The following is a 17,975-nucleotide window of genomic DNA, read 5'->3' as shown; positions in this document are numbered from 1 at the left end:
CTTAAATGTTCAAATTCTTCATATTGTCTACATGATCAGGCATCGACTGACTATAATCTTATACAAGTCTCATCATCGATATACAAATATAATTTTTAAATACGCTAATCTGAGTTAAATGACTTGTCATTGACTATTTTGCTATATCTGAATTTTTTTTTGCTATTTTGCTTGTTAAATGGAGACAACTTATGGCTATAAAAGCATTAATTGTTTCATTCATAACATCTATTATTGCTGTTGGTTGTGTTGCATTTCCTGAAGATGGTTATGACTCTCGCGGCTATGGGCAACCCGTATATCGAGATTATGGCTATGGACAACGCTATGATCCAAGATATGACCGAAACAATGATCGCCAACGTTGGGAACGCGAGCGAGCTTATCGTTTACAACAAATGCGCATTGAACAAGAACGGCGCCAAAAGAACTGGGATAAACAACGTTGGCAATATGAACAAGCCAAACGTGATCAAATGAAAAAGCAGCAATGGGAACAACATAGAAAAGATTGGAACAATAAATCAAATCGTGACCATCGCTGGGACAATAGACCTGATCAAAAACAGTGGCAACAGCGTGATCGTCAAAATCAACAACAGCAACGTGATAAAAGACGTGATGAGCGTAAAAACAGAGATCAAAACCAAGATTAATCTTCAAGAATCTGGGGCTAACCCAGATTTTTTTGTCTTTTTAGCAAACAATTTATTCATTTATAAAAGCAAAAGTAATGATTTTCCTCAGTAATTAATAGCTTCTGACATTTCTTCTTTGCTGAGGAAATTTTGTCATTTGGGTCATTGCGAACTGACTCATTTCAAGCAATGATTTCAATAACATCAATTCATCATTGAACTCGAACAATTGATTTGGAAAATCGATTGTTCAGAATAGATCATGTTGGGTTTAGCAATAAATGATTTTCTAAACTAGATACATTTTTGATGTCACAAAGTTCTATTGGTCGAAGCTCTTCGATTCAATTGAACATGAATAATATTGATCATGGAAAGGAAAAAAATAATGAAATGGTCTAATGCTCTCATTGCTGCTGCGGGGCTTTTGCTTGCAACATCTGCCACTCAAGCAAAACAAGTCATGTGTGTATTTGATTTAGTAGGCAAAAATGGTGATGTGTTTACCTTAATGAAAGATTATCAACTTGCAGCGAAAAACTGGGGTGCGGATCTGGAATTAAAAGTGAATTCAAATGAATCTGTTATTGCAGAAGATTTTAAAGCGGGTAAATGTGATGCTGTCAGTATCACAGGTATGCGTGGCCGCCAATTTAATAGTTTCACCGGTTCTTTAGATGCAATTGGTGCGATTCCAGATCTCAATCTCGCGGTAAAAGTCATGCAAGGCTTAGCAAATCCAAACTTTGCAAAATACATGACCAGCGGAAAATATGAAGTTGTTGGTGTTATTCCAGTAGGTGATGCTTTCCTGATGGTCAATGACCGCAATATCAATACCGTTGCAAAAGCAGCAGGTAAAAAAATTGCGGTACTCGACTATGACCAAGCACAAAAAATTATGGTTCAACAAATTGGTGCTCAAGCAGTTGCCGCGGATGTTACAAATTTTGGCAGTAAATTCAATAATGGTCAGGTTGATATTATTGGTGCACCTGCAGCGGTATTTAAACCTTTAGAGCTGCATAAGGGTTTAGGAACCAAAGGCGCTATTGTGAATTACCCACTGCTACAAGTCACAGGTAATATCATCATTCGTCCAGATAAATTCCCTGCTGGCTATGGTCAAAAATCTCGTGATTGGATTAAAACGCAATTGCCTCGTGCAAACACTATCATTGGAAAAATGAAAGCAGATATTCCGGCGAAATACTGGATGCAAGTTCCAGATGGTGATAAGCCTGGTTATCAAAAACTCATGCGTGAATCGCGTATCAGCTTGACCAAACAAGGCGTTTATAACAAACAAATGATGAAAATCCTTTGGCAATTCCGTTGTAAAAACGATCCGAAAAACTTTGAATGTGCGCTACAAGATGAGAACTACAAATAATTCTAGATTAAATCCGATAAATTTAGTCTGAATTTACTTTAAAGTTCACTCACTGACCATATATTGAGTATGTTATACTGAATATATGGTCTTTTCATTTAAGCCATTTGAAATCTGAGGAACAATATCATGACCGCCCAAGCACTTGAGCTGACTGACAATGCTGCAAATAAAGTTCGCCAACTTCGTGATAGCGAAGGTAATCAAGATCTGATGTTACGTGTCTATGTAACGGGTGGCGGCTGTTCAGGATTTTCTTATGGTTTTAACTTTGCCGAAAGTATGAATGAAGATGATGCTGAATTTATAAATGGTGATGTAAAAATGTTGGTTGACTCGTTGAGTTATCAATATCTCGTCGGTTCTAAAGTTGACTATATTGAAGGCTTAGAAGGCTCACGTTTTATTGTAGAAAACCCGAATGCAACAACAACTTGTGGTTGCGGTTCATCATTCTCCATTTAATTCAAAGCATATTTTGAATCAAATCATGCCCTCTTCTTATGAGGGCATTTTTATGGTTGAGACATCAAGCTTAAATCGTTTCTAAAATATGTTGGCTCAATTGTTTTGCATTCTGCACTGGTATCCAATGCGTCGCATCCATCACAATTTCTTTATAAGCTGCTTTTACATAATGATGATTTAAGGCAACGCTTTTAGAACCGATCGCTGAGTCATGTTTGCCCCAAATAAATAAAGTCGGCACACAAACTGGTTGGGTTAAATTTTTATTTGAACTAAATGGAAGTCCCCGATACCAATTTAATGCAGAACTTAGACGCTTTTCCACCACGATGTCTTGTTGAAAATCTTCGAGTTGTTTTGCGGTCATTCCTGAATCTTTTAATAAGCCCAGACCCAACTTTGGTAATTTCTCGAATAATAATTCTGGAATTTTAGGTAACTGGAATAAACCAATATAGTAAGATTTTAACAATTGATTACTGCTGAACATCGAACGCATAAATGCTGCTTTATGCGGTACAGAAATCGTAATCAAATGTTTTATTTTTTCAGGATAGCGTTGAGCAACATCCCAAGCCACTACAGCTCCCCAATCATGTCCAACTAAATAAACCTGTTGTTGAATCATATCGATTAAAGCATTTACATCTTCAACCAAAGCAGAACTTCTATAATCACGGCGGTTTTGCGGTTGTGCACCTAAACTATAACCACGTTGATTGACAGCAAAAGTACGATAACCGTTTTGATTCAAGATCTCTGCAGTTTCTTGCCAGCTTTTATTGGTTTCAGGAAAACCATGTAACAAGACAAAAGGCTGCCCATCCAAAGGACCCGAATCTATCACATCAAAGCTAAAACCCTCTCTTTGAAATGATTCTATGCGCTGTTTCTGTATCGCTAAGTTCATTGTGATCTCAGTTTTAATTTTTATTGATAGTGGAAGCTTATGCGCTATTTTTTAACAGCAGTAAAGGACAATCTCAGCGCTAAACAGGTCGATCATTGTTCTACAAAATATCTCACACTACACCGCACTTGTTCTTGTGTAAATATTGATTACTAAGGTGTATCACTCACCTTAGCAATCATTTTATTTTTAAACTGCTGTAATCGTGCCTAAGATACGATAGCCTTTTGCCCCCGTAACAGCAGGTAGGTTGCCACTTAACTGTTGGTCAAAGCGCATGGCGAGCCATGCAAATGCAGTTGCCTCTACCCATGTCGGTGCTAAGCCCAATGCAGAAGTCGATTGTACAGACCAATTGTGCTTACGTAGACGCCAACGGAGTTGTTCAAGTAGATGTGAGTTATAAGCACCTCCACCGCAAACATAGACCTCACCCGTATCTAGAGGCGAACGATAAATGGCTTTCTTGATGGCCCGTGTCGTGAGTTTCATCAACGTTGCCTGAATATTTTCAGGGGTATCTTCTAATTCATCATATTCTAAATCATTGCGCCAATCTAAAATCTGCTCATCTAACCATTCCAAGTTAAAGTCTTCACGCCCTGTACTTTTTGGAGGTTCTTTAGAGAAGTATTCATTTGCTTGAAGGCGATCTAACAATGAACGTATCGGTTGACCATAAGCTGCCCAATTGCCATTTTCGTCATAAGGTTGCCCAGTATAACGATGACACCACGCATCCATAAGAATATTGGCAGGACCTGTATCAAAACCATAAACATTCTGCTCATCACCAGCAGGCAGCATGCTGACATTGGCAATCCCCCCTAAATTGAGAATCACTCGATGAATGGTTGAATGTTGGAATAAAGCTTGATGAAACGCTGGAACTAGAGGAGCACCCTGCCCACCTGCCGCCATATCACGACGACGAAAATCTGAAATCACAGGAATTTGAGTAATTTCCGTAATAATATTTGGATCACCAATTTGTAAAGTAAACCCATGTTCTGGGCGATGCCGAATAGTTTGTCCATGACAACCAATCGCTTTAATTTGGCTTTTATCTAAATTATTTTCTTGTATAAGTTGGTTAATGCCATTGCCGATCATGGTTGCAAGAGCGACATCCGCCTTACCCATTCGATCGATTTCATTATCATCAGGTAAGGTCAATGCCATCAATTCATCGCGTAAATGAGGATCAAAAGCGACTGTAAGCGTGGCATGGATATGTAAAGGATCAAATGAAGCAGCAACAAAATCGACGCCATCCATGCTGGTTCCAGTCATTACGCCAATATAGATTGTTGTCATGAGATATTCTTCGCCTGCATTATGCTGAAAAAATGTTAGTATATCGCACAAATAGTCTAACTGAAGTATTTGGGTTTTTGTAATGTCAAATTTCCTGCCGGCTGAAGAACAACTTGCCCTCATTCGCCGAGGCACTCACGAAATTATTTCTGAAGAAGATCTTCTGAAGAAACTAAAAGAAAATCGTCCTTTAAAAATTAAAGCAGGATTTGATCCAACTGCCCCAGATTTACATTTGGGTCATACTGTTTTAATTAACAAATTAAAAGCGTTTCAAGATCTTGGTCATGATGTCACATTCTTGATTGGTGATTATACCGCCATGATTGGTGACCCAACAGGTAAGAGTGCGACTCGTCCACCGCTATCGCGTGAACAAGTTTTAGAAAATGCCAAAACATATCAAGAACAAGTGTTTAAAATTCTTGATCCAAATAAAACCAAAGTTCGTTTTAACTCTGAGTGGTTTGCAACAAAAACCGCTGCGGATTTGATTCAATTGGCTTCGCAGCAAACTGTTGCGCGTATGCTAGAACGTGATGACTTTACTAAACGCTATAATAGCCATCAACCGATTGCTATTCATGAGTTTTTATATCCTTTAGTTCAAGGTTACGACTCTATCGCGCTTGAAGCCGATGTTGAGCTTGGTGGTACAGACCAGACCTTTAACTTACTTATGGGACGTACTCTTCAAGGTCGTTATGATCAAGAAGCTCAAGTATGTATTACCGTACCGATCCTAGAAGGATTGGATGGCGTCAATAAAATGTCGAAGTCTTTAGGCAACTATATTGGTGTATTTGATGCCCCTGGCGCAATGTACCAAAAAGTATTGTCTATGCCTGACAGCTTGATTGAACGCTATTTTGAATTACTCAGCTTTAAGTCTATGGACGAAATTGACGTTCTTCTCAAAGAAATGGCTGAAGGTCGTAATCCGCAAGACATTAAGAAAATTCTTGCACTTGAGTTGGTTGAACGCTTCCATGGCGCAGAAGCTGCTGAACATGCACATAAAGGTGCGGGTAACTTAATCACAGAAGGTGAGCTACCTGAAGGTACGCCTGAAGTGACTATTTCTCGTGGTGAATACAATGGAGAAATCTCGATTGTGTCTATTCTACGTGCCGCAGGTTTAACCAAGAATTCAGCACAATCTAAAGATGCTGTTTCACGTGGAGCCGTAAAAGTAGATTGGGAAGTTGTGGATGCAAACTTCACTGTGAAAGAAAATGTTACTTTGGTTATTCAGGCAAGTAAAAAAGCCATTGCAAAAGTGACCTTTACCGATTAATCCCGTCTAAGCCAATAAAACCAGAAAAGCCATCAACATTGATGGCTTTTTTATTGAATAAATTTATTCACCTGCAAGTGAACATTCAAAGTTGGTGCGATCTACCGTACAGCGTGCTTTTTTCAGTACCGACATCATCACAGGATCGTACACCCCTCTTTTTGTTAACTCAATCCGCCCTTCTCGCAATAATTTCTGATAACGGAGTGCATCATCCTTAGATACATTTAATTTATATTTTGCTGGAATTTCAGCTTCCATTTTTTCTATTTTCTTAAATGAACTTGGTAACTGCTTCACAGCCCACTCACGTGACTTAATACCAAAACCTTCTGGAAACTGCTCAGGTTTAATAATTAAATCGGCAGTCACATTCACTACAGGATAAGTAAACATTGCACCATTGCTACCTAAACCTTTATAAATTTCCAATGGTTTATAGGCATAGGCTGGTGAAGCAATCGCATCCACCTCACCATCATTAAATTTTTTCACAAAATTAAAAATATCAGAAGGAACCCCGATTGCGCCTACACGTTCAACGGCAACCTTTTGTGCAAGATCATAATGCAGATAGGCAAACTTTTTACCTTTGCCCTTCTCCAAAGTATTCATTGCGCGATCTTTAACAAAGATATAAGCAATACCAATCGGGGTAATCATTGCCAATTCATATTTGACCCCATTTTTTTCAGAAACCAATCTTTTTGCATTGCGTTTATCCAAGGCATAGTTGATCGCTCTTCTGGCAATTTCGTTATTGGGAATTCCGCCCAAAGCATCAATAGATCCACCAAATTTATTGTATTCACGTGAACGCATCGTGGTCATTGCCGCGGCATCACATTTATTGGTTTTAAAATTTTTATCCACGGCTTCTTCTGACTGATACACGGTTAAATTAATATCAGCACCCCATGCTTTGGCTGCTAAAGCCCATTCTTCCATGAGTTTATAAGATTCACCCGCTTTACCCAGTAAATCAAACACACACACATTTTGTTTTGCCTGTAGCAGAGGTGAAAAAAAAACTGAAAAAACAATCGGTAAATATCCAATTTTATTCATCATCTAACGTCCATATTTTTATAAATAGATTTATCCTTGTAGATGTAAAAGCAATCCGAGTCTTTTACTTTAACTACACATTTTTAGGTGATACTGTGATTAATTCTACATAAATTGGATATTTTGTGTTAGTTTTTTAACCAACTTTTAGATGAAATAAAAAATTCAGGACAAAATTCTGATAAAAATAAGTGGCTGAGCTGATTTGATTGAGCGGTTTTTTTATTGAGTGGTTGTAAAATTAAAATATTCTAATGATTGCTGTTGGTTTGGGAGATATACACATTTTTTATTGAAGCATTCACAATAAAGCATTGTTTGTTTTTTTTGAATTGATCTTATTTACCCAATTTATTGTGCTTTTCACTCAAGAAAAGACATTTTGTCACTTCTTTTATCAAATACATTTTTTGAACTCTACCATTTATCCTTTACTATACCGCATCCGATATTCAATAGTCAGTTTCCTATGATTCAGTTAGACCAACTTTCAATTCGCCGTGGTGGACGCATTTTATTCCAAAAAGCGTCTATGCAACTTCATCCTGGTTGGAAAATTGGTTTAACAGGTGTAAATGGTGCGGGTAAATCCACATTGTTCTCAGCACTTTTGGGTGGAATGGAGTCAGACAGCGGTAGCTTAACCCGTCCAAATATATGGACCGTTGCCCATATGGCTCAGGAAATCAAAGCCTTAGATATGAAAGCTATTGATTTTGTGTTATCTGGCGATGAAGAATATTGGCTCATCCAAGACAAACTAAACCATTCTGAAGATTTGAGTAATGATGAGTTAGCACATTTATATAGCCGTTTTGAAGAAATTCATGGCTATACAGCTGCATCTAAAGCATCTCAACTGATGGCCGGTTTAGGTTTTTTTGAGCATCAATCAGAACTCTTGGTTTCAAGTTTCTCTGGTGGGTGGCGGATGCGTTTAAATCTTGCTCGCACCCTGATGAGTCGCTCAGACTTACTATTACTTGATGAACCGACCAACCATTTAGATTTAGATGCAATTTTATGGTTAGAAGATTGGCTCAAGGCATATGAAGGCACGCTCATTTTAATTTCACATGACCGCGATTTCTTAGATGCAATCACAGATCATATTTTACATATCGAAAATCAAGTACTGACTTTATATACTGGTAACTATTCTACTTTTGAAACCACACGTTCTGAGCGATTAGCACAGCAACAACAAGCGTTTGAAAAGCAACAAGAAGCTAAAGCACACTTACAAAAATTTATTGACCGTTTTAAAGCCAAAGCGACTAAAGCACGACAAGCGCAAAGCCGTATTAAACAACTTGAACGTATGCAAGAGCTTGCCCCTGCGCATGTCGATAATCCATTTACCTTTAGTTTCCGTGAACCAAGCAAAATGAGTTCACCGCTGCTCACACTCGAACATGCAGATATTGGCTATGGCGATAAATTAATTGTCACCAATGTAAATTTACAGATTACACCAAGCAGTCGTATCGGTTTACTGGGAATGAATGGTGCAGGTAAATCGACCCTAATTAAATCTTTAGTCGGTGATTTACCGCTGATTCAAGGTTTACGTAAAGATTCTGAGTTACTCAACATTGGTTATTTTGCCCAGCACCAAATGGATGCTTTAGATGGCAATGCCAGCCCGATGTTACAACTTTCTCGCATTGCTGACCCAAAGATCAGTGAAGCAGCATTACGCTCCTTTTTAGGAAGTTTTGGCTTTAGTGGTGAACGTATGGACACCCCAAGCGAAAGCTTCTCTGGCGGTGAACGTGCGCGTTTGGCTTTGGCTTTAATCGTCTGGCTGCGTCCAAATGTTTTAATTCTCGACGAACCGACTAACCATTTAGATTTAGATATGCGCCATGCACTTACGATGGCTTTACAGGATTTTGAAGGTGCTGTGGTTTTAGTTTCCCATGAACGTCAGCTGATCGCTTCAGTCTGTGATGAACTTATTTTGGTTCATGCAGGTCAAAGCAAGGAATTTGACGGGGATTTACAAGATTATGCAACGTGGTTACGTCAAGCACGTATCGATATGATCAAGAATGGACAACAGCCTAGTGCACCTGTTCAATCTCAGGTGGTTGAAAAGCCAAGTATTTCAAAACTCGATAAAGAAGCACAACGTAAAGAAGCTGCTCGTCAACGTGAACTGAGCCGTCCTATTCGTAAAAATATCGAGAAAATTGAAAGCCAAATTGGAAAAATTCAACCTAGACTTGCAGAAATTGAAACATTACTTGCAGACTCAGCCCTTTATGAGGCAAACCGTAAAGATGATTTACTCAAACTCATGAATGAACAGACAGAGTCAAAAGTAAAATTAGAACAAGCTGAAGAAAAAATGCTTGAACTGATGATGGAACTAGAAACATTAGAAAGCTCTTTCGATTAAAAGGCGCTTTTAATTAAAAAGTGCTTTTAAAGACAGTAAGCCCCTCAAATTAGCTAGAAATAGGCAAATGCCTTTTCTAGCTTTTTAATAAAATATAATTAAAAATCAATAAGTTAATCAATAAAACTATTTATTTAAAGTTTTAACCGCAATTTCATCGCCTTAACAAAATTTAAAGTTCTATACCTCTTCTCATAAATCATCAGTAATTCAATACATAGCCACGCTATGCAAACACGCTCAGGTATTGTTTCTCATTACTCTATATTCCCGCAGATCAAAAAGAAGGCTTTTTAACACAATAATCCAATAAAAATCATAAGCTTATTTTATTCAACCTCCAAACCACATCCAACAGCCGCGTCCAAGCCTAAAAGCATCTTTAAATCGACAAAATGCAATCATAACTTTTATTTATAATAGATAATTTCCACCGTGGAACATATTAGCACACCTAAATAATGGCGAAAAAGGCTTTAAAAAAGACAATTCATTTGAACTTAAAAATATTTTTTATCAATTGCTTGTGGATAAGTTAAAATTTTAAAACAGTTCTTTTGACTCATTCTTTGAGAGCATTTTTTAATGATTTTGAAGTTTTATATGTGATTAAATCAGTCAGTGTTGATCGAATTTAGGCTTAATTGCAAAGTTACCCACACACTTATCAACATTATTTTGGTTAATAATAGAACAAAATTCAAGTGCAAAATTTAACCGTTCGTCGCTTTTTATAATGAACATTCATCTAATTTTTTTTGATTTCAGCAAAATTATTTAAAATTACATAGATCATGAATTTCGAACAATTTGTAATGAAAAAGCATAACTCAGACTTAAAAAACTGATTTACTTATAAAAAGATTGTCGATGAAATGAGAGTTAAGTCGCTAATTCACAATAATTGTCAAAAAAAAAAATAATAAATGGAGTAAATGCTCTATTTTTTTCAAACAAAGCTGATTAATATTGCGCTTATGGAAAAGTTCCTAAAGATGGATAAATAGATAAGGACGAAAATATGAAAAAAATTGCATTCGCTATTGCTGCAACTTCAATCGTTGGATTTAGTTCAGCATCTCAAGCTGCGACAGATGTCTGCGTATTTGACTTATTAGGTAAGTCAGGTGAATCATTTCAAATGGCACAAGAATGGGCATTATCAGCAAAAAGCTGGGGCGCTGATATCAATCTCATTCCAAAACAAGATGAGGCTGTTGCAGATAACGACTTTAAAGCAGGCAAATGCGATGGCGTATTTATGACTGCAATGCGTGCGCGTCAATACAATAAATTTGTGGGTTCAATCGACTCTATTGGTGGTGTGCCAAGTAATGCGATTGCACAAAAAGCCATTACTTTTGCCTTAGATGCGCGTAATGCTGCAAAAATGACCACAACCTTGGGTGGTAAAAAATACGAAGTTGCTGGTATTGCACCACTTGGTTCAGCATTTATTTTTGTCCGTGATAAAAATATCAACTCGATTGAAAAAGCCGCTGGTAAAAAGTTTGCTGTGTTAAGCTATGACAGCGCTCAAAAAATTCTGGTACAACGTGTTGGTGCGCAAGCAGTTCCTTCAGATATCACCAACTTTGTTGCAAAATTCAACAATGGTCAAGTTGATATGGTCGGTGCACCAGCTTATGCCTACAAACCACTTGAAATTCAAAAAGGTTTAGGCGCAAATGGGGCAATGTTTAACTTCCCTGTATTACAAGTAACTGCTGACTTTGTCATCCGTCCTGAAAAGTTCCCTGCAGGTTTTGGTCAAAAATCTCGTGATTATTTTGTGAAAAACTTGCCAAAAAGCTTTGCTATGATTAATCGCCTAGAAGCGACTATTCCAGCAAAATACAAAATGAATTTAACCGCTGAAGATAAGCTGAAATATCAAAAATTAATGCGTGATGGCCGTTTAGAACTAACTAAACAAGGTATTTATGATGCAGGTATGATGTCTGTGTTGAAAAAGGCACGTTGTTCAGTAGATAAAGCCAACTTTGAATGTACGCTTGGTGGTGAATAATACTTTAGCTGAAATAAGCTAAAGTCTACAAAAAAACCAGCTTTAATAAGCTGGTTTTTTTGCTTGAAATTTTTAAATAGCAGTAGTTTAGCACCATCAAAATTAAAATAGCGGATATAAAAAAGGGAATAAACCGAGGTTTATTCCCTTTTATTGATTAAAATGAGTTTAATTAAGCATCAATATCTGCATTTAATGCATTTTCTTCAATGAACGCACGACGTGGTTCTACATCATCGCCCATTAAACATGCAAACATACGATCAGCTTCAATCGCATCATCAATGGTCACTTGCAGCATATTACGGTTTTCAGGATCCATTGTGGTTTCCCAAAGCTGTTCAGCATTCATCTCACCCAAACCTTTATAGCGTTGGATCATCATGCCGCGACGTGAATCTGTCAAAATGTGTTGCCAAACCTGATGGAAAGTCGAAACGTTGATTTTACGTTCGCCTTTTTGCAGATAAGCACCTTCTTCTAACAAGGTGAACCAGCTCTTCGAGTTCTGCAATAAACGCTTATATTCGCCCGATGCCAATAAACCCGCATCTAATAAATAGCTATGCGGTAAATTGTGCACATAAATCGTTATACGCGGGAAATAAATCGTCGTTTTAAGCCCATCAGCAGTTTCTTTATCAAACGACTCCAAGCTCAACACTGGACGTAAACTTGGTTGCGTTGTTTCAATCGCAGCACGAAGTTTCTCACCCCATTGTTGTACATAATCTTGGTCATGATTTTGATCAAGTTTAAAATGCTCAAGACTCAATAAACCATCCAGCAAGGTCGCAGGATAACGTACGGTTAAACGCTGCAAACTCTTTTGGGAGGTTTGATAATCAGCAATCACTTTCTCTAATGCTACGCCACGAATTGCAGGCGCTTCAGCATTGACACGTAATTCAAGTTCATCAATCGCATTTGAAATCAAATAAGTTTCTAAAGCATCATTGTCTTTAATGTACTGCTCTTGCTTACCTTTTTTCAGTTTATACAGTGGTGGTTGTGCAATATAAATATAACCACGTTCCACAAGTTCTGGCATTTGACGGAAGAAGAAAGTCAAAAGCAGGGTACGAATGTGTGAACCATCCACGTCAGCATCGGTCATGATAATGATTTTATGATAACGCAACTTGTCTGGGTTATATTCTTCACGGCCAATACCACATCCTAATGCAGTAATCAGCGTACCCACTTCCTGTGATGAAATCATCTTATCGAAACGTGCACGTTCCACATTCAGGATTTTACCTTTGAGCGGAAGAATGGCTTGCATTTTACGGTTACGGCCTTGTTTTGCAGAACCGCCCGCAGAGTCACCCTCGACTAAGTATAATTCTGAAAGTGCTGGATCTTTTTCCTGACAGTCTGCCAACTTACCTGGAAGACCGGCAATATCAAGCGCACTCTTACGACGTGTCATTTCACGTGCTTTACGCGCAGCATCACGCGCACGTGCAGCATCAATGATCTTGCCTGCAATAGATTTTGCAGCCTGAGGATTTTCTAATAAATACTCAGAAAAGGCTTTGTTCATTGCCTGCTCGACAGCAGGTTTAACTTCACTCGACACCAATTTTTCTTTGGTTTGAGATGAGAATTTAGGATCAGGCACTTTAACTGAAACAATTGCTGTTAAGCCTTCACGCGCATCATCACCAGTAACTGCAACTTTCTCTTTTTTGAGTAAGTTTTCATTTTCCATGTAGCTGTTTAAGCCACGTGTCAACGCTGCACGGAAACCAGCTAAATGCGTTCCACCATCTTTTTGTGGAATATTGTTGGTAAAGCAACGAACATTCTCTTGATAGGTATCATTCCATTGCAAAGCAACTTCAACACCTATGCCATTTTCAGCTTGAGTGGTGAAATGGAATATTTCATTGAGATGGGTTTTACCTTGGTTGATATATTTTACAAACTCAGATAAACCACCTTCGTAATCGAAGACATGTTCTAAGGCAACACGTTCATCACGTAGGACAATACGTACACCCGCGTTCAAGAATGAAAGTTCACGTAAGCGACGTGCCAAAATATCGACATTAAAAATCGTTTGGCTAAACGTTTCAGTACTTGGCCAGAAACGAACAATGGTCCCTGTGGTTTCGACATCACCCACAATTTTTAACGGATAAACCGGATCACCATGTTTATATTCTTGTTGATGAATATGACCAGCACGATGAATCGTAAGTTCAAGTTTGCTTGAAAGTGCATTAACTACAGATACACCTACACCGTGCAAACCGCCTGAAACTTTATAGCTATTATCATCAAACTTACCACCTGCGTGCAGGATCGTAAGAATTACTTCTGCAGCAGAGACACCTTCTTCCGGGTGAATATCGGTTGGAATACCACGTCCATTATCTGCAACGCTGACTGACTCATCTTCATGAATCGTCACTAAAATTTCATCACAATGACCAGCTAAAGCTTCATCAATCGCGTTATCGACGACCTCAAATACCATATGGTGTAAGCCTGAACCATCATCAGTATCACCAATATACATACCTGGGCGTTTACGAACTGCATCTAGACCACGTAATACTTTGATACTAGAGGAATCATAAGCCTTTTCAATGGTTGGTTCTGTTTGAGAAGCTATTTGATCTTCTGAACTCATGGTTTCTCCCTAGTGAAAAATAGGTCTTTCCAAAATTGGCTAAAATCTAAAATCATGTTGCAACAACACTTACCTGACCTTGGTCAACATTGAATAACTGGTAGGAAATAGACAAATCATGTAAATGTTTTTTTACTGATTCATGGTCTAGTGTGGTAATAAAAACTTGACTACCAAGTTGGCTCAATCGCTCAATTAAACGTTGTTGTGCGCTTAAATCTAATTCTGCTGTCACATCATCTAATAATACCACAGTTTCTTTATTACAGGCATGTAACATGGCAATTTGTGATAGTTTTAAAGCCATTATCAATAACTTTTTCTGCCCTCTAGACAGTACCACATCCGCTTCGCCTAATGGGGTTTTTAATCGGATATCTGCACGATGTGGTCCATACTCAGTATAACGTCGATCAACATCTTTTTGGTGATATTGAATCAGGTCATTGGCCAAACCATGTTCCACATGGAACCCTGCACTGTATTCCATTTCAATCTTTAAATCGGGTAGCAACTGCGCCAAATCTTCTTGCAAATATAGCTTCCATTGCTCAACAATCTCGACCCGTTGAGAATGTAACATTTCACCATAATCACTGAGCATTTTGTTCCACGGCTCTAAATCGAGCAAAGTCAAATTACGTTTGGTTTTAAGTAAGCTATTTCTTTGCTTTAAAGCGCGTGAATAATATTGCCATGCATGATAGAAATCTGGTTCCACGTGAAACATGAGCCAATCCAACAATTGGCGACGTGGTTTTGCCCCATGATCAATAATATCGGTACTTAATGGGTCAATCAGTTGCAAAGGTAAGATTTTGGCAAGCTGCCCTTGGGTTGCAACAGTATCACCATTGACTTTAATTAACTGCTCACCACTTTGCAGCTTTTGCATACCAATCTTTTCAGTCAAAGATTGGGCAAAAACAATGGCGTCTGATTGATTATTTTGAATGTAATTTTTAGGGATATGTGTTCGAAAAGATCGACCTGTTGCCAATAAATGAATGGCTTCTAAAATCGAGGTTTTGCCTGAACCATTTTGTCCATAAAAAACATTAAACGGTTGCAACTCATGCAGAGCAACCGTCTTGAGGTTTCGAACACGTTGTATATTTAAACGCGTAATATGCATGGCTATGATTTAAAAATAAATCAATTAAACACGCATCGGCATCACAACATAAGTTTGATTAGATTGGGTTGGATCTTGTACCAATACCGACTGATTCGCTTCAGACATGGTCATTGCGACATCATCACCATCTAAAACGCTTAATACATCTAAAATATATTGCGCATTAAACGACATTTCCATCGGCGCATTGGCATATTGAATAGCTAAATCTTCAATCGCTTCATCTTGCTCAGGGTTATTGGCACGTAATTGCAAAGAATCAGCATTAAAGTTTAAGAATACACCACGTAATTTTTCATTACTTAAAATCGCAACACGTTGTAAGGATTGCTTAAATACATCATGTGGAATATTTACAACTTTGTCACCGCCACGTGGAATCACACGACGATAATCAGGGAATTTCCCATCAATTAATTTTGTTGTGAAACGTACCGTAATATCGCCTTGTTCTTTGTCGCGGCTAGAGGTTTGAATGGTAACATTTAACAATTCACGACCAATTAACAAGGTCAGTTGCTCATCTTCGATACTTAAAAGACGTTGTAACTCACCGACTGCTTTACGTGGAACAATGGCTTGAACCAATTGTGCAGCGGTTGAAGACGCCAATGTTTCACACAATGCTAAACGGTGCCCATCGGTAGTGACTGCGCGTAATTGATTTTCATCAATTTCCAATAATGTACCTGTCAGGTAAAAACGTACATCTTGCACAGCCATGGCAAATGAGGTTTTTTCAAATAAACGTTTTAATTCACGCTCAGTGACTTGAACTTGAGTGCCTTGGCTATTTTCATTGGTTAACAATGGATAATCTTCAGCAGGTAAGGTTCCTAAAACAAAACGGCTGTTTCCAGATTTTAAAATACAGCGTTGATCTTCAGTGATCTGCAAATCAATCAAAGCTGCTGCTGGTAAAGATTTACAAATATCGACCAACTTACGTGCAGGAACTGTAGTTTCCCCTGCTTGTAAACATGCACCTTCAGCTAGAGTTGTACTTGCCACAAGCTCCACTTCCAAATCCGATCCTGTAATCGTAAGAGCTTGATTTGTAGCTTGAATTTTCACGTTTGAAAGAATGTTTAAAGTATGGCGACGTTCAACTGCTCCAACCACATGGGACAAAACATTAAGTAAGCTCTCTTTCGCGATTTTCAAACGCACGGTGGAATTCCTCTAACTAAATATGACAAAAATGTGGGTAATAAATTTTTTTTAATGACGTACTATGCGGCAGTTTATGCCGCATTGCAAGCGCATAATTTGTACAAATTTTAACTTTGTAACAGGCGCATGAGGTTTTTATAATCCTCATTAAAAATTGGATCTTCATCGCGTAAACTTTGCACTTTTTCACAGGCATGCATGACCGTACTGTGGTCACGACCGCCAAAAGCCATCCCAATTTCAGGGAAGCTGTCTCCAGTAAGCTCACGCGCAAGCCCCATCGCCAACTGACGTGGTCGTGCGTAAATACGTGTGCGTTTTGGCCCCACCAATTCTTTTAATGGAATACGGAAGTATTCACTCACTACGCGTTGAATATTTTCAGTACTGATGGTACGGGCACGAATCGCCAAAACATCTTTCAATGATTCACGAACCACTTCTAGATCAATTGCAGACCCCTTAAAGCGTGAGATTGCCACAACTTTGTTTAAAGCGCCTTCAAGCTCTCGCACATTGGCAACAACCTGCTGTGCAATAAATAAAGCGCAATTTCGAGGCAGATCGATGCCACTGCTTTCGGCTTTTTTCAGCAAAATTTCGATACGTGTTTCAATATCTGGTGGTTCAACCCCAACCGATAGTCCCCATGAAAAACGCGAGACTAAACGCGGATCCAATTCAGTTAATTCTTTTGGATAACGGTCAGAGGTCAAAATAATTTGTTTAGATTCATCCAATAAAGCATTGAATGTATAGAAAAATTCAACAAGACTGGCTTCTTTACCTGCCAACAAATGAATATCATCCACCAACAATAAATCTAAAGAACGGCAATTCTTTTTAAATTCTTCAACCTTGCCTTTTTGCAAAGAGCTGACAAAGTCTTGGACAAAGCTTTCCGCAGTCATATACATCACACGCGCATTTGGCTTTGCCTGTAATAATGCATTCCCAACCGCTTGCATTAAATGCGTTTTACCTAAGCCTGTAGGACCGTATAAAAAGAGTGGATTATGTTGAGATTCACCGAGTTGTGTTAAAACTTTACGGCAAGTTTCAGCCGCCATTTGGTTTGAACGACCTTCAACAAATAAAGCAAAGTTAAATAGTGGGTTAAGTTGTCGTTTCTTCACATTTTTTGCAGAAACAACTTCATATTCTTTGTCTTTTTTGGCTTTGACATGCTGTGTAGGCATCGGAGAACTTTCAAGCGCTGCCGTTGTGGTTGCAGGCTGTTCAGCAGCAGAAAGAATTGCACCAGGACGCGAGTCGACTAAAATTTCGACTTTGCGAATACGACCTTCAGATAATTGTTCTGCCAAAATAGAAATCAGTTCTAAATGATGTTCTTGAATGTAGCGAGTCCAATATGGATTGGGTGCATACAGTTTTAAAGTATCTTCGACTTCTTCTGCAACCAAAGGACGAATCCACATGGCAAAGACATTATCAGAGAGCTCTTGTCGCAAGCGAGTTAAGCAGTCCGTCCAAAGCAT

13 protein-coding genes are annotated in these 17,975 nt (G+C 38.4%); 6 read left to right on the top strand and 7 right to left on the bottom strand.

Features of this window, described 5'->3' with window-relative positions:
• Window positions 1-191: 191 nt before the first annotated feature.
• The 3 genes from ACQ7EO_RS00065 to erpA all read left to right on the top strand — a co-directional run bounded on the left by ACQ7EO_RS00065 (window position 192) and on the right by erpA (window position 2,496).
• Window positions 192-656, top strand: a complete 465-nt coding sequence (locus ACQ7EO_RS00065; RefSeq protein WP_004818195.1) for a hypothetical protein — start codon at window positions 192-194, stop codon at window positions 654-656.
• A 370-nt stretch (window positions 657-1,026) separates the two neighbouring features.
• Window positions 1,027-2,031 (top strand): putative solute-binding protein, encoded by a 1,005-nt coding sequence (locus ACQ7EO_RS00060; protein WP_004818193.1) that lies wholly within the window; start codon window positions 1,027-1,029, stop codon window positions 2,029-2,031.
• A 129-nt stretch (window positions 2,032-2,160) separates the two neighbouring features.
• Window positions 2,161-2,496, top strand: coding sequence for an iron-sulfur cluster insertion protein ErpA (gene erpA / locus ACQ7EO_RS00055; RefSeq protein WP_004718915.1), 336 nt, complete (start codon window positions 2,161-2,163; stop codon window positions 2,494-2,496).
• Window positions 2,497-2,566: 70 nt separating this feature from the next.
• Here erpA and ACQ7EO_RS00050 read toward each other — a convergent pair whose 3' ends face one another.
• Complete coding sequence (locus ACQ7EO_RS00050) at window positions 2,567-3,409, bottom strand: alpha/beta fold hydrolase (RefSeq protein WP_004818192.1); 843 nt, start codon at window positions 3,407-3,409, stop codon at window positions 2,567-2,569.
• A 189-nt stretch (window positions 3,410-3,598) separates the two neighbouring features.
• A complete protein-coding gene (locus ACQ7EO_RS00045; RefSeq protein ID WP_035370790.1) occupies window positions 3,599-4,726 on the bottom strand; it encodes an anhydro-N-acetylmuramic acid kinase in 1,128 nt (375 codons plus the stop codon).
• 82 nt (window positions 4,727-4,808) lie between these two features.
• Between ACQ7EO_RS00045 and tyrS the strand changes: the two genes are divergently transcribed.
• Window positions 4,809-6,023 carry a tyrosine--tRNA ligase gene (tyrS, locus tag ACQ7EO_RS00040; RefSeq protein ID WP_004718921.1) on the top strand — a complete coding sequence of 405 codons (1,215 nt, stop codon included), beginning with the start codon at window positions 4,809-4,811 and terminating at the stop codon, window positions 6,021-6,023.
• 63 nt (window positions 6,024-6,086) lie between these two features.
• Here the strand turns inward: tyrS and ACQ7EO_RS00035 are convergent, their stop codons facing one another.
• The gene (locus tag ACQ7EO_RS00035; protein ID WP_004718922.1) at window positions 6,087-7,091 is read right to left on the bottom strand and encodes a putative solute-binding protein; all 1,005 of its coding nucleotides are present in this window, start codon (window positions 7,089-7,091) and stop codon (window positions 6,087-6,089) included.
• Window positions 7,092-7,560: 469 nt separating this feature from the next.
• Here ACQ7EO_RS00035 and ACQ7EO_RS00030 point away from each other — a divergent pair, with 469 nt between their 5' ends.
• Window positions 7,561-9,495, top strand: a complete 1,935-nt coding sequence (locus ACQ7EO_RS00030; protein WP_434278653.1) for an ATP-binding cassette domain-containing protein — start codon at window positions 7,561-7,563, stop codon at window positions 9,493-9,495.
• 1,021 nt (window positions 9,496-10,516) lie between these two features.
• The gene (locus ACQ7EO_RS00025) at window positions 10,517-11,524 is read left to right on the top strand and encodes a putative solute-binding protein (RefSeq protein WP_004718925.1); all 1,008 of its coding nucleotides are present in this window, start codon (window positions 10,517-10,519) and stop codon (window positions 11,522-11,524) included.
• A gap of 172 nt (window positions 11,525-11,696) precedes the next feature.
• Here the strand turns inward: ACQ7EO_RS00025 and gyrB are convergent, their stop codons facing one another.
• The 4 genes from gyrB to dnaA form a co-directional block, all read right to left on the bottom strand.
• Entirely contained in the window at window positions 11,697-14,165 is a 2,469-nt protein-coding gene (gyrB, locus tag ACQ7EO_RS00020) for a DNA topoisomerase (ATP-hydrolyzing) subunit B (protein ID WP_034613335.1), read from the bottom strand.
• Between the two features lie 52 nt (window positions 14,166-14,217).
• The gene (recF, locus tag ACQ7EO_RS00015; RefSeq protein WP_004718931.1) at window positions 14,218-15,300 is read right to left on the bottom strand and encodes a DNA replication/repair protein RecF; all 1,083 of its coding nucleotides are present in this window, start codon (window positions 15,298-15,300) and stop codon (window positions 14,218-14,220) included.
• A gap of 24 nt (window positions 15,301-15,324) precedes the next feature.
• The gene (dnaN, locus tag ACQ7EO_RS00010) at window positions 15,325-16,473 is read right to left on the bottom strand and encodes a DNA polymerase III subunit beta (RefSeq protein ID WP_004718933.1); all 1,149 of its coding nucleotides are present in this window, start codon (window positions 16,471-16,473) and stop codon (window positions 15,325-15,327) included.
• A 110-nt stretch (window positions 16,474-16,583) separates the two neighbouring features.
• Entirely contained in the window at window positions 16,584-17,975 is a 1,392-nt protein-coding gene (gene dnaA / locus ACQ7EO_RS00005; RefSeq protein ID WP_004818188.1) for a chromosomal replication initiator protein DnaA, read from the bottom strand.

Origin of the sequence: Acinetobacter sp. CE-15 (assembly GCF_051059255.1) — a bacterium.
GTDB lineage: Bacteria > Pseudomonadota > Gammaproteobacteria > Pseudomonadales > Moraxellaceae > Acinetobacter > Acinetobacter guillouiae.
The sequence above is the reverse complement of the archived record's forward strand: the minus strand, read 5'-3'. Positions and strand labels throughout refer to the sequence as shown.